13 protein-coding genes and 4 pseudogenes are annotated in these 19,950 nt (G+C 57.0%); 12 read left to right on the top strand and 5 right to left on the bottom strand.

Going from position 1 to position 19,950, the window contains the following annotated elements:
• The first annotated feature begins 11 nt into the window (after positions 1-11).
• From JNO11_RS19900 to JNO11_RS19890, 3 genes and pseudogenes are all read left to right on the top strand, one after another.
• Complete coding sequence (locus tag JNO11_RS19900) at positions 12-626, top strand: TetR/AcrR family transcriptional regulator (protein ID WP_325177717.1); 615 nt, start codon at positions 12-14, stop codon at positions 624-626.
• 237 nt (positions 627-863) lie between these two features.
• Positions 864-2,148 (top strand): annotated as a pseudogene (gene fabF / locus JNO11_RS19895) (beta-ketoacyl-ACP synthase II).
• Between the two features lie 241 nt (positions 2,149-2,389).
• Complete coding sequence (locus tag JNO11_RS19890; RefSeq protein ID WP_010256830.1) at positions 2,390-3,268, top strand: ROK family protein; 879 nt, start codon at positions 2,390-2,392, stop codon at positions 3,266-3,268.
• A 114-nt stretch (positions 3,269-3,382) separates the two neighbouring features.
• Here the strand turns inward: JNO11_RS19890 and JNO11_RS19885 are convergent, their stop codons facing one another.
• The 3 genes and pseudogenes from JNO11_RS19885 to JNO11_RS19875 form a co-directional block, all read right to left on the bottom strand.
• Positions 3,383-4,333: an Rpn family recombination-promoting nuclease/putative transposase gene (locus JNO11_RS19885; protein WP_029519683.1), complete on the bottom strand. Its 951-nt coding sequence runs from the start codon at positions 4,331-4,333 to the stop codon at positions 3,383-3,385.
• Between the two features lie 330 nt (positions 4,334-4,663).
• Positions 4,664-4,786: a hypothetical protein gene (locus JNO11_RS19880; RefSeq protein WP_254920079.1), complete on the bottom strand. Its 123-nt coding sequence runs from the start codon at positions 4,784-4,786 to the stop codon at positions 4,664-4,666.
• An 8-nt stretch (positions 4,787-4,794) separates the two neighbouring features.
• Positions 4,795-5,581 (bottom strand): annotated as a pseudogene (locus JNO11_RS19875) (MipA/OmpV family protein).
• 129 nt (positions 5,582-5,710) lie between these two features.
• Between JNO11_RS19875 and JNO11_RS19870 the strand changes: the two are divergent.
• The 4 genes from JNO11_RS19870 (at position 5,711) to JNO11_RS19855 (ending at position 11,843) form a co-directional block, all read left to right on the top strand.
• Complete coding sequence (locus tag JNO11_RS19870) at positions 5,711-6,409, top strand: response regulator (RefSeq protein ID WP_010256840.1); 699 nt, start codon at positions 5,711-5,713, stop codon at positions 6,407-6,409.
• Positions 6,406-7,575, top strand: coding sequence for an ATP-binding protein (locus JNO11_RS19865; protein ID WP_325177716.1), 1,170 nt, complete (start codon positions 6,406-6,408; stop codon positions 7,573-7,575). Before JNO11_RS19870 ends, JNO11_RS19865 begins: the two co-directional genes overlap by 4 nt.
• 93 nt (positions 7,576-7,668) lie before the next feature.
• Positions 7,669-8,802 carry an efflux RND transporter periplasmic adaptor subunit gene (locus JNO11_RS19860; RefSeq protein ID WP_325177715.1) on the top strand — a complete coding sequence of 378 codons (1,134 nt, stop codon included), beginning with the start codon at positions 7,669-7,671 and terminating at the stop codon, positions 8,800-8,802.
• Complete coding sequence (locus JNO11_RS19855) at positions 8,799-11,843, top strand: efflux RND transporter permease subunit (protein WP_325177714.1); 3,045 nt, start codon at positions 8,799-8,801, stop codon at positions 11,841-11,843. Before JNO11_RS19860 ends, JNO11_RS19855 begins: the two co-directional genes overlap by 4 nt.
• A gap of 50 nt (positions 11,844-11,893) precedes the next feature.
• Here JNO11_RS19855 and JNO11_RS19850 read toward each other — a convergent pair whose 3' ends face one another.
• Both JNO11_RS19850 and JNO11_RS19845 read right to left on the bottom strand, forming a co-directional pair.
• On the bottom strand, positions 11,894-12,139 hold the full coding sequence (locus JNO11_RS19850) for a hypothetical protein (RefSeq protein ID WP_010256845.1): 246 nt from the start codon (positions 12,137-12,139) through the stop codon (positions 11,894-11,896).
• A gap of 71 nt (positions 12,140-12,210) precedes the next feature.
• Positions 12,211-13,116, bottom strand: coding sequence for a LysR family transcriptional regulator (locus JNO11_RS19845; protein WP_022624205.1), 906 nt, complete (start codon positions 13,114-13,116; stop codon positions 12,211-12,213).
• Positions 13,117-13,220: 104 nt separating this feature from the next.
• Here JNO11_RS19845 and budA point away from each other — a divergent pair, with 104 nt between their 5' ends.
• From budA to JNO11_RS19815, 5 genes and pseudogenes are all read left to right on the top strand, one after another.
• Positions 13,221-14,003 carry an acetolactate decarboxylase gene (budA, locus tag JNO11_RS19840; protein WP_033781025.1) on the top strand — a complete coding sequence of 261 codons (783 nt, stop codon included), beginning with the start codon at positions 13,221-13,223 and terminating at the stop codon, positions 14,001-14,003.
• Between the two features lie 14 nt (positions 14,004-14,017).
• Positions 14,018-15,697, top strand: a complete 1,680-nt coding sequence (gene alsS, locus JNO11_RS19835; RefSeq protein WP_010256852.1) for an acetolactate synthase AlsS — start codon at positions 14,018-14,020, stop codon at positions 15,695-15,697.
• Between the two features lie 22 nt (positions 15,698-15,719).
• Entirely contained in the window at positions 15,720-16,493 is a 774-nt protein-coding gene (locus JNO11_RS19830; protein ID WP_010256854.1) for a (S)-acetoin forming diacetyl reductase, read from the top strand.
• A 205-nt stretch (positions 16,494-16,698) separates the two neighbouring features.
• Positions 16,699-18,151, top strand: a pseudogene (locus JNO11_RS19820) (flagellin).
• 341 nt (positions 18,152-18,492) lie between these two features.
• A pseudogene (locus JNO11_RS19815) lies at positions 18,493-19,807 on the top strand (CitMHS family transporter).
• The last annotated feature ends 143 nt before the right edge of the window (positions 19,808-19,950 follow it).

Genomic DNA, 19,950 nt, shown 5'->3' with positions numbered 1-19,950 from the left:
AGGTTCTGACAATGACTCAATCCGTAACGGAAAATGGCACACGCGGCCCGGCCGGGCACAATGTGCGTGACCAGATTGTCGATGCTGCCATGCAGCACTTCGCGCATTATGGTTACGAAAAAACCACCGTCTCCGATCTCGCCCGTGCTATCGGCTTTTCCAAAGCGTATATCTACAAGTTTTTTGAATCAAAACAGGCGATTGGCGAAGTGATCTGCTCCACCCGGCTTGCGATGATTATGCAGCACGTCGAAGTCGCTATCGCCGATGCGCCTGGAGCATCGGAACAACTGCGGCGACTGTTCCGCACGCTTTCCGTCACCGGCACTGAACTCTTTTTTCACGAACGTAAACTCTATGATATTGCTGCCGTCGCGTCGCGTGACCGCTGGCCATCGGCGATGGCGCATGAAGAACGACTGCTCAACCTGATTCAGCAGATCCTGCGACGGGGTCGTGAATCCGGTGAGTTTGAGCGTAAAACCCCGGCTGACGAAGCGGCGGAGGCAATCTATCGGGTGATCAAACCCTACGCCAGTCCGGTACTGCTGCAGTACAGCCTTGATGACGCTGAAGAAGCCTCTGCACAACTGGCAGCGCTGGTGTTACGTAGCCTTGCGCCCTGAACATTGCGCATTATGTGACTATTGACTTATTTAGTCACAAGAGCAACGATAGCACTCTGTCTGGTTATCGCTCAGGATTCTGATGCTGCTAAGCTTATCTCTCTCTGCTCTATTCCATCCCTGCGTTCGTCCATCGCACCATTCTACGCAGGGTCTCACCTTCCGCACTCAAGGCTTATATCCATTGTCTGCGGTAGCAATTCAATCACTGTCCGGACTCTCTACGGGAGCAAAATTATGAGTCACTTAGCCTCATCACAACGCATTGTCATTACCGGCGCGGGCATCGTCTCGCCACTGGGTTGTGGCGTTGAAACCGTCTGGCGGCGATTAACAGCAGGAGAATCAGGTATACGTACCCTTCCCGATACGCTTACTGCTGGCACCGGTATTTCAGTAGGTGGCAGCGTGCCGGGCATCGATGAAGATCCGCTGGCAGGTTACGACCCCGAGGCGTTCATTGCGCCGAAAGAGCGTAAAAAAGATGTCGCGCTTTATAGAATTCGCGCTGCTGGCAGCAGAAGAAGCGCTGAATCAGGCGGCCTGGCATCCTGAGAATGAGGCAGCGCGTGAACGTACTGCGACGATTATTGCTTCAGGCGTCGGCGGCTTTGGTGCCATTGCCGACGCGGTGCGCACCACCGATGCACGCGGCCCGCGCAGGCTCTCACCCTTTACAGCACCTTCGTTTCTGGCCAACATGGCCGCGGGTCATGTCTCGATCAAACACGGCTTCACCGGCCCGCTGGGTGCGCCCGTTACCGCCTGTGCGGCGGGAGTTCAGGCGATTGGTGACGCCGCAAGGTTAATAAGAAGCGGTGAAGCGGACATTGCTATCTGTGGCGGCACAGAAGCGGCGCTGGATCGCGTCACGCTGGGCTGTTTCGCGGCTGCACGTGCGCTATGTGTGGGCTATGAAGATCAGCCGCACCATGCCTCACGTCCGTTTGATCGTGACAGAAACGGCTTTGTGATGGCCGAAGGTGCAGGCCTGCTGGTGATTGAGTCACTGGCCCATGCCGAAGCACGCGGCGCGACACCGCTGGCGGAGATTGTCGGCTATGGCACCAGCGCCGATGCATACCATTTAACCGCGGGTCCGGAGGATGGCAGCGGGGCTGCACGGGCGATGAGAACCGCCCTGCGTCAGGCGGGCATTAGCCCGGAAGACGTGCAGCATATCAACGCACACGCAACCTCAACTCAGGTTGGCGATCACGGTGAGCTGGCGGCTATTCGCGCAGTGTTTGGCGATGATTCGCAGGTCGCGATCGCCTCAACGAAATCCGCCACCGGCCATCTGCTGGGTGCGGCAGGCGGCGTTGAGGCGATATTCACCCTGATGGCGCTGCGGCAGCAGCTTATTCCGCCGACGCTGAACCTCCATCATCCCGATGAAGCCGCAGGCAATCTGGACCTGGTGGCGCTCAATGCACGTCCCACGGCGCTGACTTATGCCATGTCGAACGGTTTTGGTTTTGGCGGCGTCAACGCCAGTCTCCTGTTGCGTAAGTGGCAATGACTGCAGTGTGACGATTAAGCCCGCGCTGCCAGACACCCTCTTAGCGCGGGTAATACATCGGACGTCCTGAAAAATCATGCACAGCTGTTCCCTGTGTGCCGGGGTTTATCAAAACACCCTCTGTACAACACTCGCTTTATAAATCTGTACCTTTCCTGACAAAATTGCCTCCGCCAGCCCTCCTGCCCTTTTTCTTTCAGCACTACAATTAATCGGATGAAAACAACCTCAGAGAACGTTAATGAAGATTGCAGCTTTCGATATTGGTGGTACCTCTTTAAAAATGGGCGTGATTGATGAGCAGGGAAATATTCTGACCAGTGAGAGTGCTGATATTTCCCATAATTCACGCGACAAAATACTTGATGAGATCCTGGCCTGGCTGGAGAAAAATCCCGGCTGTGCTGGCATCGCCGTCAGCACGCCCGGTTATATTGATGCAGAAGCTGGATATATCGCCATGGGTGGCACCATTCGGGACTTCGACCAGTTTCATCTGAGCCAGTGGCTGACGGAAAAAACCTCACTGCCTGCCACGGTCGAAAATGACGCCCACTGCGCCTTACTGGCTGAACAGTGGCTGGGCAAAGCAAAAAAACTCAGTGATTTTCTGATGTTAACTATCGGCACAGGATTAGGCGGAGCGGCCTTCTGCAACGGCGCGCTGATCCGGGGCGGTCGTAACCGCGCGGGCGAGTTTGGCTGTCTGCTGACTTCGCGCCCCACCAGCAGCAATATTGAACGCCATACCATGAGCCAGAGTTGTACCATGACGGCGCTTCGGGAGAATTACAGCCAGCTCATCGAAAAATCTTCCGACGACGTCACGGGTAAAGATGTCTTTGACGCATACGATCGCAAAGAAGAAGCCGCGCAGCAGGTGGTGAATAAATTCTACCAGGATCTTGCAGCCTGCTTATATAACCTCTTCAGCGTGTTCGATCCGCAGATGATATTTATCGGTGGTGGAATTACCGAGCGGGAACCGTTCCTCGAGGAACTGGCAGAGCAACTGGCAAAATATGATCTTGATATCCGCATTGATACCGCGACCTACGGCAACGACTCCGGCATGTTGGGCGCAACCTGGAATTTCCTGCAGCGTCAGCCAGACAAATAATGGCTTGTAGTTCAGGACGTATGCAGGTTACACCTTTCTGATAATTATGATGATTTATCTGGTGCGGTATTCAAAACGATAACCCGGTCATGACCGGGTTTACTCTTGTTTATATTAGTGTCGTATTTGCGCCAGATCGTCTGACGTCAGGCCGGTCATTTCTATGACAGTTTTACGATCAAGGCCGTTTTGTAGCATAGTGCGCGCAATTTTCAGGGTAGCTTCACGCTGTCCTTCAGTACGACCTTTCTCAATACCACGCCGTTCACCAAGCTCGATACCTTCTGCGCGACCTTTTTCGATCCCTTTTTGTTCAAGCTGCTGTGCGATGGTCATCAGTGCGTCTCCGTGTTGTGGCACCCGCTGTGCCAGTTCGCGAACGAAAGCTTCGTAGTCAGCTGACTCACCAGCCTGCAGTAAATAGTGTATCAGCGTCATCACCTGGGGTGAAGAAAGATAATCGGCCATGAGTAGCGTGACCAGATGGTCAGTCAGGCTTGCAATGTCGCGTTGATGAATATGTTTCTGCAAAAGCGTCAGGGCGGCCATACTGCGATGAGTCATGATCTCATCATCCGGGATGACCGTAATGTCCACCAGCGGGAAGGCGCCTCTATAAAGGCTTTCCGCCACTACCGGATCATCAAATTCGTCGAACCAGCGGGTCGACCACGGATAGGGAGTGCGCTTACCGGTATAGAACAGTACAGGTATGACTAAAGGCAGCTTTTTATGGCCAGCTTCAAGGTGGCGCTGCATAGCGGCTACCGCATAACGTATCAGGCGGAATGCCATATGCCTGTCAGGGGTGGATTGGTGTTCAATCAGAACATGAATATATCCGTCACCGGTTGAGGTTCTGAGACTGTACAAAACGTCACTGAAGTATTGACGCAAATCGTCTTCAACAAATGATCCGGACTCAAGCTTCAGTGTGGTGAGATCGCAGATTTTAAGCAATTTCTCCGGAAGGTGGATTTGCATAAAATCTCTGGCAACATCCGGATGCGTAAGAAACTGTCGGAAAGTAGCATCATGAGGTGTAGCACTATTTTTATTTTTCATCAGTTCAGCCCCTGTAAATTCCATGCGCTGCTACCACAGCGAAGAGGCTATCTTAATAGATCACATTTTAATTTATAATATTTAAATCTTGCCCAATTTATATAGATTAACTACACCAATGCTCTTTTAAAAAATTTATTAGCAAGATGCATTATGACGCAATCTAAATTAACCACCTTAATCAATTTATATAGCGATAATTAAAACATCCGGATGTACCCGAAACTTCTAACGCTGACCATTAATGTCTGAACCGCTTTACGAAAAGTTAATTTTCTATTTAAGTCACGGCATAACCAGCCCGATCACGCTGTTTATACCGCTCGCTCCCTATCCCCGTCCCGGCGCATCCAACAGGCTAAGCGCAACGCCTGTCAGGGTATAGACCACTACATACAACAGAATCAGTGCCGCAAGCAAAAGGCGGTGGCTGCGCATCTCACTTTTCTTCATGGTGCCATTCAGAAGGTGTAGCTCAATGCCAGGGTGGCCGATGCGCCGTTGTGCCGTGCAACGATGGGGCTATCTGAAGCATGCTTATCCAGCCAGCTGTAGTCACCGATCACACTGGCAGCCCAGGCAGGCGTGAACTGATGGCTCCAGGTCAGGCTGGTATCGGTGCCATAAAATCCACCCGCGGCGTCGTACCGTTCAAATCCGCTGCGCGCACTTTGCTTGCTGTTAACGCCATACCAGGTATTCATATAACGCCCGTCGCCAAACAGTCCCGCCACCTGCAGTGCCACGGTATCGTCACTGGTCTGCCATGGGATCAGGGTAACGGAAGTGCGGTACTGCACACCCTGACTATCACTTAATGGCAGCGTCGCTTTGCCCTCCAGCACCAGCCACGGCGTTACCGACCATCCCAGCGCCAGCGCGGTGTTCATCGTTGCGTCGATGTTCCCCATGCCTCTGAGCCGGTCATCCCCATCTCGCCAGGATGAATTCTGGTCAGAACGGCCCAGCCCGTAGCCCAGCGTATGTTCCAGATACAGTCCATTATCTGCCTGCAGGTCATAGCCAATGCCTTTCTGTGAGTCTAAAAAAGAAGGCCCCGTCGCGTGCCTGGATCACCGGCATCAGCTGCCAGTGCTGCTTATCTGCGCCGCTATAGCGTGGTGCATTGATACCTGCAATGCCCAGCGTGACGCTTGGCGGCGGCGTAGTCTCATCAGCCATGGCAGTCGCGGCACTGAATCCCAGCGAAAAACAGACCATGTGCAGCGTTATTTTTCCGGTTATCATCACGTTTCCTCATTATCACATCAGGTGCGGAGCTGAGGGGTTCAGAGCCGCGTCAATGGCCGGAGTATGCGAGGCGAGTGTCAATTAACGACCAGGGATTTATGAAGAAACAGTCAAGGTGATCCGAAAATGCAGTCAAAACGTGTACTGATTATTGAAGATGATGCTGATGCGGCGGGCGTACTTGAGGCCTACCTGAAACGTGAAAATTATGAGGTCATGATTGCCGGTGATGGGCCAGGCGGGCTGGATGCCGCCAGACGCTGGCAGCCCGATCTGATCCTGCTGGATATCATGCTGCCCGGCATGAACGGCACTGAAGTGCTGGCAGCGCTGCGACGTCGTGACGATACCCCGGTGATCATGGTAACCGCGATGGGTGATGCGCCGGACCGCATCGGCGCACTGCGCTATGGCGCGGATGACTACGTGGTCAAACCCTATCATCCGGGCGAAGTGGTGGCGCGCGTTCAGGCAGTACTGCGCCGTAGCCAGCAGAGTCAGGTACCCGCTGCAGAAACCCTGCGCTGGGCGGGTTTAGTGGTGGACCCGGTGGCGCTCACCGCAGTGGTCGATAGCGACAGTGCTTCACCGCGCCGCCTCGATCTGACACCGACCGAATTTTCCCTGTTGGTCACCCTGATGCGCGCTCCGACGCGTCCGTTTACCCGCCTGTTTCTGCTGGAGCACTGTCTGCCGGAAAGCGATGCGCTTGAGCGGGTGGTCGATACCCACGTCTATAACCTGCGTCGCAAACTGGAAGCCGCGGGCATCTCTGATGTCTTACCGGCAGTGCGCAGCGTCGGTTACCGGTTCAGACAGCCATGAAGAACGATACGCATACTTCATTGTGGCGCTGGATCTGCATCCGGGTGCTGTTTCTGGCGATTGGCAGCGTGGTACTCATCGCCATCTGTATGTGGCTGCGCTTCGCAGTGCAGGCGTACTGGGTCTATTACCGGATGCCGCCCGCGCTGCTGGAGGAGTTCACCCAACTGCGCCACCACCCTGCCAGCGATCCGGCACGCTTTCATCAGATTATCGACCAGTGGTGGGGTATCAACTTCTCGGATCCCTCGCTGGCCTCGTCGGACTGGCTGACCGTATTCGTGCTGGTGGTGGTCATGATCCCGTTTATGGTGGTGATGGCGCTGCGTTTCGCCCGTCCGCTGTCGGCGCAGTTCAGCCAGCTAGCGACCGCAGCGCGAGCGGTATCGAAAGGGGAATTTGGCCGAACGGCGGCGGTGGTGAAAGAAGCGCCACAGGAGCTGGTGCGCTTTACCGAAGATTTTAATCAGATGACGCAGCAGCTGGCGCGTTACGAGCGTGAGCTGCGCACCTCGCATGTAGCGATGGCGCATGAACTTCGCTCGCCACTGACGGCCGCAATGGGCCGCCTGCAGGGCATTCTGGATGGCGTCTTTCCTGCCGAACCGCAACAGCTGGCGATGATCATGAAGCAACTGATGCAGCTCAGTCGCCTGACAGACGAACTGCATCTCTTGTCACTGGCGGATGCCGGGCAGCTTACCCTGAACCACGAGTGGTTTAATCTCAGCGAGTTACTGCGCGAGCGCTCCGGCTGGCTTCTGCCGCAGGCAGAACAGGCGGGGATTGCCATCAGCGTGACATCACCCAACGATCTGCGGCTGTATGCCGATACCTTCCGGCTGGGCCAGGTAGTGACCATCATCTGTGAGAATGCAATGCGCTACGCTGCCGACGGTGGCGCGTTGCTGATCACGGCCAGCCAGAACGATCAGGCGATCATAATGACCTTCCGCGATTATGGTCAGGGTGTGGAGCCGGACTTCCTGCCGCAATTGTTTGACCGCTTTACCCGCGCTGACTCCTCACGCGCCCGCCACTCCGGCGGCAGCGGTCTGGGACTGTCGATTGCCAAAGCGATTGTCGAGGCGCACGGCGGGTCGCTTCATGCCACACTGCCCGCCGACGGCGGTCTGCTGATCGGGATAACGCTGCCGACGAGATAAATTGTTCTGGCTTGACCATTTCTTGATGGTTCATGGAACGTTTCTGGACACATGCCGGGTTCAATGAGCACAACTCATTAAAGGAACCCGGTTATGACAGACTTCTTATCGGATGCTGCCCGCCAGGTGTGGCGTCATCTCTTCGGTATTCACATCTTTGCGCCGATCATCTTCGTGCTGCTCGGGGTATTCATCATGACCGGTTGCCGGGACAATAGTTCTGCTCCGCCTGCCGCCCCGCTCCGCCCGGTTAAATCGGTGATTGCTCCACCGCTCAGCAGTGATGCATCGCTGGTGCTGACTGGCGAAATCCGCGCTCATGAAGAGGTCGCGCTGGCCTTCAGACTGGATGGCCGGGTGGTGAGCCGTGCGGTTGAGCTGGGCGATCGCGTCAGCGCCGGGCAATCGCTGGCAGCGCTGGAAAATGATCAGTCACGCAATCAGCTAAGCAGCGCACGGGCCGATCTCGACAGCGCACGCGCCGCCGAACGGGTCGCCGCGCTTAACCTGCATCGGATGCGGCTGCTGATGCCCGGAGGGGCCATCGCCCGCAGCCAGCTGGACAGCGCACAGGCGGACTGGCAGAGCGCACAGGCCCGCCGTCTCAGCAGCGAAGCGGCACTGAAAAATGCCCAGGATAACCTCAGCTGGAATCAGCTGACTGCGCCTGCAGCAGGTCGGATCACCGCCATCACGGTTCAGCCAGGTCAGGTGGTCAGCGCCGGACAAAATGTGATGACCCTGGCAGCAGGGGATGCACGCGATGCAGTGTTTGACCTGACAACGCCTGCGCTGCTGCGCCCTGATGACCGGACACCGCTGAAAGTGACGCTGCTCGCCGATCCCGGCGTGCAGGCCAGTGGCACAGTGCGTGACATCAGCCCGCAGGCCGATCCGCAGACCCGCACGTGGCGGCTGCGCATCTCACTGAATCAGCCGCCTGAGGCGATGGCACCCGGTGCCACAGTCATTGTCAGCCTTCCCGATGCGCAGCCGCCGGTCATCGCCCTGCCCGCCAGCGCCCTGACGCGCTCCGCAGACAAACCCGCGCTGCTGGTCGTTGATGCGGCGTCACGCCTGCAGCTTCGTCCGGTAGTGCTGGCCCGCTTTAACGCGCAGCAAATCTTCGTCACTGCCGGGATCAAGCCAGGAGAGCGCGTCGTCACCGCCGGCGTCAGCACCCTGCAGCCTGGCGAAAAAGTGGCGCTTTCGCAGGAGGCTCCATGAAAAAAACGTCTGGCTTTAACCTCTCCGGCTGGGCGCTGGCGCATCAGCAACTGGTGATCTTTTTCATGCTGCTGGTCATGGCGGCGGGTGTGCTGAGCTATGAACATCTGTCACGCAATGAAGACCCGGCGTTTACTATCAAAACCGCCGTAATATCAGCCCAATGGCCAGGCGCTGATGTGAACACCACGGTGCAACTGCTCACTGACGTACTGGAACAGAAGGTGCAGGAGATCCCGTCGCTGGATGCGGTTGAGAGCGAAACCCGCGCCGGACAAACCGTCATCTATGTCAACCTGCGCGATGACACGCCGCCCTCTCAGGTGGCCGGCATCTGGTACCAGCTGCGTAAAAAGATGCAGGATGTTGCCCCTTCACTGCCGCAGGGCGTGCAGGGTCCGGCCGTTAACGACGAGTTTGATGACACCTTCGGCACCATTTATGGCTTCACGGCGGAGGGTTTTACCGCCAGAGAGCTACGCGACCGGGTCGATAACCTGCGTCGCAATCTGGCCAGTCTGCCCGACATCGGTAAAACCAGCCTGTTAGGTGTACAGGAGCAGCAGGTGGTTATCGCCTTTTCGCCGCGCAAGCTGAACGGCATGGGGCTCGATTTACAGCAGGTCAGCGACGCCATTAAAGCTCAGAACGATGTCGTCCCGGCGGGCAGCCTGCGTACCGACCGCGAGAATATTGCGCTGCGGGTCAGCGGCACCCTGACTTCGGTTGAAAATCTGCGGGCGATTACCCTGCATATCGGTGAGCGTTTTATTCCGCTGACCGATCTGGCCACCATCAGCCTGCAACCTGCCGAACCACCAGTCCCGACGTTTCGGGTTAACGGCGTTCCGGCTATCGGGCTGGCGATCTCCATGGCCGGCAGCGGCAACATGCTCGATTTCGGTCAGCAGCTCAGTCAGCGCATGCAGATGCTGGCCAGTCAGTTACCGCACGGTATTACTATGACCCGCGTGGCCGACCAGTCTTCCGTGGTGAAAAACGCGGTCAGCGGCTTTGTCCGGATACTGGGCGAAGCAGTCGTCATCGTGTTAGCCGTCTCCTTTGTCTCACTGGGACTGCGTGCCGGTCTGGTCGTTGCGGCGGCGATCCCGCTGGTACTGGCAATGACCTTTACCGGCATGTTAATGGCAGGCATCGGACTCCAGCGCATCTCGCTTGGCGCACTAATCATCGCGCTGGGGCTGCTGGTGGATGATGCCATGATCACCGTCGAGGCAATGGTGGCGCGACTGGAAGCGGGCGACAGCAAGTGGCAGGCCGCCACCTATGCGTTTAAAACCACCGCCTTTCCGATGCTGACCGGTACGCTGGTAATGATCGCCGGGTTCATTCCGGTCGGGTTCGCCGCCTCCAGTGCCGGAGAGTATTGCTACTCATTGTTTGTGGTGATTACCCTGGCGCTGCTCTGCTCGTGGGTCGTCGCGGTCATCTTCTCTCCGCTCACCGGCTGCTGGCTGCTGTCGGCCAGGCACATCAAGGCCGATAAGCCGCCGGGTGTGCTGACGCGCAGCTATCACCGGCTACTGGAGGTGATTCTGCGTCACCGGCTGGTGACGATTGGCACAGCGATGGCGGTGCTGCTGGTCAGCCTTTACGCCACCACTTTTATGCAGGGTGAATTTTTCCCTGCGTCGGATCGGCCCGAGCTGCTGGTCAGCCTGACGCTTCCCGCCAGTGCAGCCCAGGCTGAAACCACCCGCCGTACCGCACAGCTGGAACAGATGCTGCGCAACGATCGGGATGTGGCGAACTACACCAGCTACGTTGGCTCGGGCGCGATACGCTTTTATCTGCCGATGGATGTGCTGCTGGATAATGAAAACATCGCGCAGCTGGTGGTGGTGGCGAAAGATCTGGCGGCACGCGATCGGCTGCGCAGCAGGCTGGAGCAGAAGCTGGCGGTGGATTTCAGTGATATCACTACCCGGGTATCGCCGCTGGAGCTGGGGCCACCGGTCGGCTGGCCGCTGAAATATCGCATCACCGGCCCGGATAATGCCAGGGTGCGTCAGGCGGCCGATCGGCTGGCGGCGCTGATCGCCCGCTCATCGCTGACACGCGAGGTCAATCTTACCGCCGGAGAGCCAGAACGGGTCATGACGCTGGCGGTGAACCAGACCGCAGCCCGCGCAGCCGGACTCTCTTCCGAAACGATAGCCACCTCGCTGAATACTCTGATGTCCGGCAGCGTGGTGACCACCCTGCGCGATCGTAACCGCCTGATCGACGTCGTGCTGCGCAGCAATGACCCGGAGCGGCAGGACACTGGCACACTGGCAGGATTGATGATCACCAATGCCAGCGGACAGAAAATCCCGCTGCGACAGGTGGCAACCCTGAACTGGGGAGTGGATGACCCGGTGATATGGCGACGTCAGCGGCTGGCTTACATCACCGTACAGACCGATATTGCGCCCGGTCAGCGGGCTGAACAGGTCTCGCAGCAGCTCGCACCAGCCGTCGCCGCCCTGCGCGCCTCGCTGCCGGCCGGATACGGTATTGAAGAAGGTGGCGTGGCAGCCGAATCGGATAAAGGCAACGGTTCAGTGTTTGCTCTGCTGCCGGTGACGATCTGCGTCATGCTGGTCTTGCTTATGATTCAGCTGCAACGTTTCTCCGGCATGCTGCTGGCACTGAGCATGGCACCGTTTGGCCTGCCCGGCATCGTATCCGCAATGCTGCCGGCTGGCACACCGCTGGGGTTCGTGGCGCTGCTGGGGATTATTGCCCTGGCGGGGATCATCATCCGCAACGCGGTAATCATGATCAGTGAAGTCGATGCGAATAGCCGGGCCGGCCTGACCGCGGGTGAGGCAATCCGGCAGGCTGCCCATCACCGTGCACGTCCCATTCTGCTGACCGCCTGTGCGGCAATACTCGGCATGATCCCCATCGCCCATCAGGTTTTCTGGGGGCCCATGGCACTGGCGATTATTGGCGGTCTGATCAGCGGTACGCTGGTAACGCTCACGGTGCTGCCCGCCGCGTTAAGTCTGTTGATGCAGCGCGGCTCACGTTAAAACAACACCCGGCGATCCCGTGCTGAGAACGGCCGGATCGCCGGAAAGGATCAGTTCATCACCTCGACCAGAATCAGCGGGCACTTTCTGACTTTGCAGGCCTGACTGTAGGCCAGCGAGCAGACCGAACAGAGATCGCGCACGTCAGACTGGTACTCATACTCCATGAAATAGCGGAACTGGCCGCCCGCCGAATCTGTTCTCCAGAATCGCTGCGGCTCCAGAATTTCATCCAGTTGCCTGAATGTCAGGGCTGACGGGTTGTGAAACCCGACTCTTACGCGGTATGTAGTCATGCACCGATTATTGGCATCCCGGCCCCGTGCCGCCAGTTGATTATTGTTTTCAGTTCAATAGCTGGCGCTTATCAACCCGCTTCGCCTGGTGCGGCAGGCTGTTCTGCCAGCAGCGCCAGCAGGTGCAGTACTGCTTTTGACGGGTGAAGCCGACGCCAGGCAAAGGCAACATCGGTAAATAGCGTGTTGTTCTCGATATCGCAGAAGCTGACCCCGGGGTTATCGACGCAGCGCATCGACTCCGGCACCAGCGCAATCCCGCAGCCCGCCGCCACCATGCCCAGCGACGTAGTGATCTGCGGAGCCTGCTGAAAAGTGTGGCGCGAAAAGCCCGCCCGCAGACAGGCAGTGACAATCAACTCATACAGGCTGGGCGAGACGTCGCGCGGGAAGATCACCAGGGTTTCTCCTGCCAGCGCGGATAGTGCCACGGTGGGTGTGCCGCTGAGGGGATGGCAGCGCGGCAGCGCAATCAGCATCTTTTCGGTGGAGATGACGCGCAGATTAAACGCCTTGCTGCTTTCACACGGCAGCCGGATAAAAGCGGCATCCAGCAATCCTTCCTGTAAATCCTGCATCAGCAAAGACATATTCTCTTCGCGGGTCAGCAGCTCCATCGCCGGATAACGTTCTTTAAACTGGCGGATCAGGGTGAAGATGCGTGGATTAAACGCCACCGAGCTGGCAAAGCCCAGCGACAGCTGACCACTGATCCCGCGCGCAATACCGCGTGCGTTCTCCAGCGCCTGATCGGCCAGTTGCACAATCTGCCGGGCATCCGCCAGAAACGCTTCGCCCGCTTCGGTGAGTTCCACTCCGCGCGTCAGGCGCTTCAGCAACGGTGTGCCAATTTCCTGCTCCAGCCGCAGTATCTGCTGACTCAGCGGCGGCTGCGATATGCCCAGTATCTCGGCGGCACGAGTGAAATGAAGCGTCTCGGCTACGGCAACAAAATAACGCAGGTGGCGAAGTTCCATATCAAAAACGTCTCAAAGTTAACAGGTTTCGCTATTGGACCCACCGACTGAATCGGTTCACCATTAGGTTAACACGGCTTAACGGTTAATCGATGAGGCATCAAATGAGCAATTGTGTAACTGATTGTTCCTGTGAGGATCAACTAAAACATACTGTCCTGACGCTTTCACAGGATGCACCAGAAAGCGTTATCTATCAGACCTCTTTAATGAGTGCGCTGCTGAGCGGCGTTTACGACGGCAATGTCCGTATTGCCGACCTGCTGCGTAAAGGGGATTTCGGCCTGGGTACCTTTAACCGGCTGGATGGCGAGATGATCGCGTTTGACAGCAAGGTCTATCAGCTGCACGCCGACGGCAGCGCGCACCCGGCCGATCCGGCGCAGAAAACTCCGTTCGCCGTGATGACCTTTTTTAAACCGCAGCATCTGTATGAATTTGACCGGCCGATGTCGCGTGAGGCGATCCATCAGGTGATCGACAACGAAATCACCTCCGATAACCAGTTCTGCGCGCTGCGCATCAGCGGTCGTTTCAGTCGCGTCGAGACCCGCACCGTGCCATGCCAGTGCCGTCCCTATCGCTCAATGCCGGAAGTGCTGGGCGATCAGCCGACCTTTGCCTTCAGCCAGCGTGCGGGCGAACTGATCGGATTCCGTACACCGCAATATATGCAGGGCATTAACGTTGCAGGCTATCACGAACATTTTATTACCGACGACCGCGAAGGCGGCGGCCACATTCTCGACTATGCGCTGGAACAGGGCACCCTGACCTTTGGTGCCATCAGCAAGCTGGTCGTGGATTTGCCGCAGGACAGCGATTTTCTCAATGCCGACCTGAACCCCGCCAATCTTGACGCCGCGATTCGTGCGGTAGAAAGCTAATCAGAGGAATGACGATGAAAACTCCAACCGATACCACACTCTGGACCTGTGGCGCTGACCTGGTGGTGGCGCAACTTGAGGCACAGGGCGTCCGCCACGTCTTTGGCATTCCTGGCGCAAAAATTGATAAAGTCTTCGACTCACTGCTGGATTCCTCCATCCAGACCATCCCGGTTCGCCACGAAGCTAACGCTGCATTTATGGCCGCCGCAGTGGGCCGCCTTACCGGCAATGCGGGCGTGGCGCTGGTCACCTCCGGGCCGGGCTGCTCCAACCTGATCACCGGCATGGCCACCGCCACCAGCGAAGGCGATCCGGTGGTGGCTATCGGCGGTCAGGTGAAGCGCTCCGACAGCGCCAAGCAGGTTCATCAGAGCATGGACACGGTTTCAATGTTTCGCCCAATCACTAAATATGCGGTTGAGGTCACCGACCCCGCTGCACTTTCTGAATGCCTGTCGAATGCGTTTCGCCACGCCGAACATGGCCGGGGCGGCGGTGCCTTTATCAGCCTGCCACAGGATATTGTCGATCAGCCGGTTACCGGCAAAGCGTTGAGCAGCAAAGGCCGCCCTGTACTGGGCGCCGCACCTGACTCAATGATCGACGCCGTCAGCGAGGCCATCGCCGGGGCTAAAAATCCGGTCATCCTGCTGGGATTAATGGCGAGCCAGACAGAGAACAGCGAAGCGATTCATGAGCTGCTGACACGCAGTCACATTCCGGTCACCAGCACCTATCAGGCAGCAGGAGCGGTCAGACAGGATCACTTCTCACGCTTCGCCGGGCGCGTCGGGCTGTTTAACAACCAGGCGGGCGACAGGCTGCTGCAACAGGCTGACCTGATCGTCACCATCGGCTACAGCCCGGTGGAATATGAACCGGCGATGTGGAACAGCGGTAACGCCACCCTGATTCATATCGACGTAATACCCGCTGAGACCGACAACCGCTATCTGCCGGATGCAGAACTGGTGGGTGATATCGCCGCCACGGTGCGTAAACTCGCCGCGCGCATCACTGCCCCACTCCAGCTGACCCCGGAAGCCGCCACCATCCTTGAGGATCGTCAGCAGCAGCGCAAATTGCTGGCGATGCAGGGTGCCAGCCTCAATCAGTTTGCTCTGCATCCGCTGCGCATTGTGCGCGCCATGCAGGACATCATTAACAGTGACGTCAGCCTTACCGTCGATATGGGCAGCTTCCACATCTGGATCGCCCGCTATCTCTACAGCTTCCGGGCCCGTCAGATCATGATCTCCAACGGTCAGCAGACGATGGGTGTGGCCCTGCCGTGGGCGATTGGTGCCTGGCTGGTCGAGCCACAGCGCAAAGTGGTTTCAGTTTCCGGCGATGGTGGTTTCCTGCAATCCAGCATGGAGCTGGAAACTGCCGTTCGCTTAAAAGCCAACATTCTGCACATCGTCTGGGTCGATAACGCCTACAACATGGTGGCGATGCAGGAAGAGAAAAAATATCACCGCGTCTCGGGCGTCAATTTTGGGCCGGTCGATTTCAAAGCCTACGCGGAAGCGTTTGGGGCAGCGGGCTTTGCGGTGACCAGTGCGGCAGAGCTGGAGCCGACGCTGCGTAAAGCGATGGATGTTCAGGGACCCGCCGTGGTCGCGGTGCCGGTCGATTACACCGACAACCCGCTGCTGATGGGTCAGCTGCATCTGAGCCAGCTTCTTTAATTTCTCAAAAAAGGAAATCATGATGAAAAACAGAGTGGCATTTGTGACCGGCGCAGGCCAGGGCATTGGTGAAGCGATCGCCCTGCGTCTGGCGAAAGATGGACTGGCGGTTGCAGTAGCCGATTTTAATCAGGAGACCGCACGCCAGGTCGCGGAGAAGATCAACCAGCAGGGTGGCAAAGCGATTGCGCTGAAAGTCGATGTCTCGCAGCGTGATCAGGTGATGGAAGCGGTAGAAGAGGCGCGCCGCACGCTGGGCGGCTTTGACGTCATCGTTAATAATGCCGGTATTGCGCCCTCCACGCCGATTGCTGAGATCACCGAAGCGGTGGTCGACAAGGTCTACAACGTCAATGTCAAAGGAGTGATCTGGGGCATGCAGGCCGCGATTAAAGCGTTTGCTGCAGAAGGTCACGGCGGCAAAATTATCAACGCCTGTTCTCAGGCGGGTCATGTCGGTAATCCGGAGCTGGCGGTTTACAGCTCCAGTAAGTTTGCCGTGCGCGGCCTGACGCAGACCGCTGCGCGCGATCTGGCACCTGCCGGCATCACGGTCAACGCCTTCTGCCCTGGCATTGTCAGAACACCGATGTGGGAAGAGATCGACCGCCAGATCTCTGAAGCAGCCGGCAAGCCCGCCGGCTACGGCACCGAGGAATTTGCGAAACGCATTACGCTGGGACGTCTTTCTGAACCGGAAGATGTGGCTGCCTGCGTCGCCTACCTGGCCAGTCCTGACTCCGATTACATGACCGGTCAGTCGCTGTTGATTGATGGCGGCATGGTGTTTAACTGATCTTCGTTCGCCTGCTGCGTCATCGCGTGGCAGGCGTTTTTCCTGACCGGGTTGAACCGTTAATTTTTTTTATCTGAAAAGCGGTTAACCATCAGCCTCTTGACCGTCTGCCCCCGTATTTCCTGCCTTTTTGTCGCCACAGAGATTAAAGCTGCTTATCACCCTGCCGATAAAACAGAGACTCCTCTCCCTGTTCGAAGCGACCATGTTAACGATCAACCATAACGAAACCGCCGCGATTACGAACAAAACGCGGTACAGCACTGACTCTGTTCTGGGACGAACGGTTGAACGGTTATCATCAGGGATGAGAATTAACAGTGCCAAAGATGACGCGGCAGGTCAGGCGATTGCCAACCGCATGACGGCCAATATCAACGCCGATGCGGTGGTAGCGCGTGGCCTCAATGACGCCATCAGCTATTCCCAGACCGCCAGTGGCGGCCTTGGCAGTATCGTCGATCTGCTGATCCAGGCGCGCACCCTGTCGGTCCAGGCAGCCAACGGCACGCTGTCGGACGCCGATCGACAGAGCATCAACGGCCAGTATCAGCAGATTATGGCAGGCATCAATGAAGTGGCAAACCACACCGAGATTTTTGGCCGCTATCCGCTGGCGACGAATAATCCCGATCTTCCCCCCTGCGAAACTGGGTAACGTTGACCCTATCAACACGAAGTTTCCGGTGCCCGGCAAGAATTACTCCTTCACCTCGGGCGTGATTCCGCTGGCCTATATCCCGGCAGGCTCGACGGCGATAAGCATCACCATCGACTCACTGGGTATGGATGACGATCTCCAGCTCTTTACCCGCGACGGTAAACACCTGGTCGGTACACCACTGGACGGCAGTGCGCCTGATTACACCTGGGCCAGCAAAAGCATCACTAATTCGGCTACCGCGGATAGTCGCCTGCTGACCAGCAGTAACGGATTTGCCAGCGGTGCGGCTTATGACAGCTCGCAGTTGCTGGAGGGCGGCCCGAGCTGGACGCTGGCGGGCAGTAACAGCAGCACCTACAACGGTATGAACATCACTTACAGCGGTGACGGCGATCGCTATGAGGATGTCGCCAGCGGCGATTTCAACAACGGCACCATCACCAGTAACCGGCTTGAGCGCATCACGCTGGATACCGTCAGCGAGGATTTGATTGTGGTGGTGGTGGGCAATGGCTCCTTCACCGGTAATCTGACCTGGGGAAATCTGCCGGAACCCAAAGGTGTGCCTGCGACGCCGCCGAAGAAGAGCGAACCTATGGAGGTGGTCACCAGCGCCGATTACGGTCAGCCGATCCAGTCGGATACTATTCCGGCAACGCCATCGGATACCAAAACGCTGGGGCTGAACAACACAACGCTGCTTACAGAGGGCGATATCTCAACCACCATGAAGGCACTGGATAGCGCGCTCGAGAAGATCAGCGGCTATCAGTCGATCTATGGCGCAAAGATCAACCGTTACGAGTCCAACCGTAATGTGTTATCGCAGCAGGGTGTGGATACCTCAGCGGCTCGCAGCCGCATACAGGATGCGGACTATGCTGAAGAAGCAAGCCAGCTGGCACGCAGCCAGATTATTCAGCAGGGTCAGACTGCCGTCAGCAAAATGGCGAATAAAACCCCTGAAATGATTATTCAGCTGTTAGGCAGTTAATAACGTTAACCGGCTGAGCATCAAGGCTCAGCCGGTTACCCTGTTTCTCCACCACTCTACTACCCGCCTGATTCAGCCCCCAGCTGGCCCGAAACCCCGGTTACACTTCGACACCCTTTGATCTCAGTCACACAATCTCGTTTAAGAACCGTTTAAAGATGATCATGATCACCCTTCTTTGTTAAAGAAATGCTAAATACTGACAACTATTTATTATCATCTTTGAATGCAGGGTTAATTAAAACAACAGGTTAATCATTACCACGCTAAGTAATTACCTGAATTTTCCTGCCGATATGTAACTTTTTCATTACTTTTCCGCCATTGCGAGGGCTGTTAATTTGCTGACGATACTGGGTTTTTCCATGGTTGTTTGCTTCATGTATCTGATCATGACCAAACGCATGTCAGCCTTGATTGCGCTGATCCTGATACCAACCATATTTGCGCTGATTGGCGGCTTTTACGCAGGCCTGGGTGCCATGATGTTGGACGGCGTCAAAAAGCTGGCCCCTACCGGCGTGATGCTGACCTTCTCCATTCTCTATTTCGGTCTGATGATCGATGCCGGATTGTTTGACCCACTGGTGCGCTTTATTCTTCGGATGGTGCGCGGTGACCCCCTGAAAGTGCTGGTCGGAACGGCGGTACTAACACTACTGGTTTCGCTGGATGGTGACAGCTCTACCACTTACATGATCGCCATTGCCGCATTCCTGCCGCTCTATCACCGGCTGGGCATGAACGTGTTGATGATGACCTGTCTGGTGAACCTCGCCAGCGGCATCATGAACCTCTCACCCTGGGGAGGTCCGACAGCCCGTGCCGCGGCGGCACTGCGCATTGACGCCCTTGATATCTTTATTCCGATGCTGCCAGCCATGCTGCTGGCCTGTGCCAGCCTGGTGGCGATGGCGGTGCTGTTTGGCCTGCGTGAGCGTAAGCGCCTTGGCGTGATGACCATGAAAGATCATCATCTCGACAACATTGAGCTGGGGCTGGGCGATGCCGAAGAGTGCGCAGCCAATCGCCGTCCGAAAATGTTCTGGCCTAACTTCATCCTGACCACCGTGCTGCTGGTGCTGCTGGTGATTGGTTTAATGCCGATTCAGATCCTGTTTATGCTGGCGTTTGCGATAGCGGTGATGCTCAACTATCCCACGCTGGAGGAGCAGAAAGCCCGCATCAGCTCTCATGCCGGTAACGTGCTGGCGGTGACCGCATTAATTTTTGCCGCCGGTATTTTCACCGGCATCCTCTCCGGCACCGGCATGGTTGACGCCATGGCGAAGAGCCTGCTGGCTGTGATCCCGCCCAGCTTCGGACCTTACCTGGCGGTGTTCACCGCGCTGGTCAGTCTGCCGTTTACCTTCTTTATGTCGAATGATGCCTTTTACTTCGGCATTCTGCCGGTTATCGCCCAGACGGCGGCCAGCTACGGCATTACCGCAGAAGAGATTGCCCGCGCTTCTATTGTCGGCCAGCCATTCCACCTGCTGAGTCCGCTGGTGCCGTCAGTCTACCTGCTGGTGGGTCTGGCGAAAGTCGACATCGGCGACCACCAGCGCTTTGCAATTAAGTGGGGGGATTCTGGTCAGTCTGGTGCTGATGGCAGGCGGTCTGCTGACCGGTGCTTTCCCGCTGTTCCACACCTGATAATCCTCTGCTTTCTGGCGGATAACCGGCAATTTTGCCCGGTTATCCGCTTCACCGCTCCGCCTACTGTGTCATCCCTCTCTACACTCTATAGCCAGGCTGATGTGCTGCGCGCCGGACAGGGCGTAGCCTCTCAGAAATAT

Origin of the sequence: Pantoea sp. 1B4 (assembly GCF_016925765.1) — a bacterium.
Classification (GTDB): Bacteria; Pseudomonadota; Gammaproteobacteria; order Enterobacterales; family Enterobacteriaceae; genus Pantoea; species Pantoea agglomerans.
Note: the sequence above shows the minus strand (reverse complement) of the source record. Positions and strands in the feature narration are given on the sequence as shown.

Bases quoted from the DNA above. Each gene is read 5' to 3' on its own strand.
- JNO11_RS19870 (WP_010256840.1), top strand. From the start codon at position 5,711: ATGCAGTCAAAACGTGTACTGATTATTGAAGATGATGCTGATGCGGCG.
- JNO11_RS19850 (WP_010256845.1), bottom strand. From the start codon at position 12,139: ATGACTACATACCGCGTAAGAGTCGGGTTTCACAACCCGTCAGCCCTG.
- JNO11_RS19855 (WP_325177714.1), top strand. From the start codon at position 8,799: ATGAAAAAAACGTCTGGCTTTAACCTCTCCGGCTGGGCGCTGGCGCAT.
- alsS (WP_010256852.1), top strand. From the start codon at position 14,018: ATGAAAACTCCAACCGATACCACACTCTGGACCTGTGGCGCTGACCTG.
- JNO11_RS19860 (WP_325177715.1), top strand. From the start codon at position 7,669: ATGACAGACTTCTTATCGGATGCTGCCCGCCAGGTGTGGCGTCATCTC.
- JNO11_RS19900 (WP_325177717.1), top strand. From the start codon at position 12: ATGACTCAATCCGTAACGGAAAATGGCACACGCGGCCCGGCCGGGCAC.
- JNO11_RS19890 (WP_010256830.1), top strand. From the start codon at position 2,390: ATGAAGATTGCAGCTTTCGATATTGGTGGTACCTCTTTAAAAATGGGC.
- JNO11_RS19885 (WP_029519683.1), bottom strand. From the start codon at position 4,333: ATGAAAAATAAAAATAGTGCTACACCTCATGATGCTACTTTCCGACAG.
- JNO11_RS19830 (WP_010256854.1), top strand. From the start codon at position 15,720: ATGAAAAACAGAGTGGCATTTGTGACCGGCGCAGGCCAGGGCATTGGT.
- JNO11_RS19880 (WP_254920079.1), bottom strand. From the start codon at position 4,786: ATGAAGAAAAGTGAGATGCGCAGCCACCGCCTTTTGCTTGCGGCACTG.
- JNO11_RS19865 (WP_325177716.1), top strand. From the start codon at position 6,406: ATGAAGAACGATACGCATACTTCATTGTGGCGCTGGATCTGCATCCGG.
- JNO11_RS19845 (WP_022624205.1), bottom strand. From the start codon at position 13,116: ATGGAACTTCGCCACCTGCGTTATTTTGTTGCCGTAGCCGAGACGCTT.
- budA (WP_033781025.1), top strand. From the start codon at position 13,221: ATGAGCAATTGTGTAACTGATTGTTCCTGTGAGGATCAACTAAAACAT.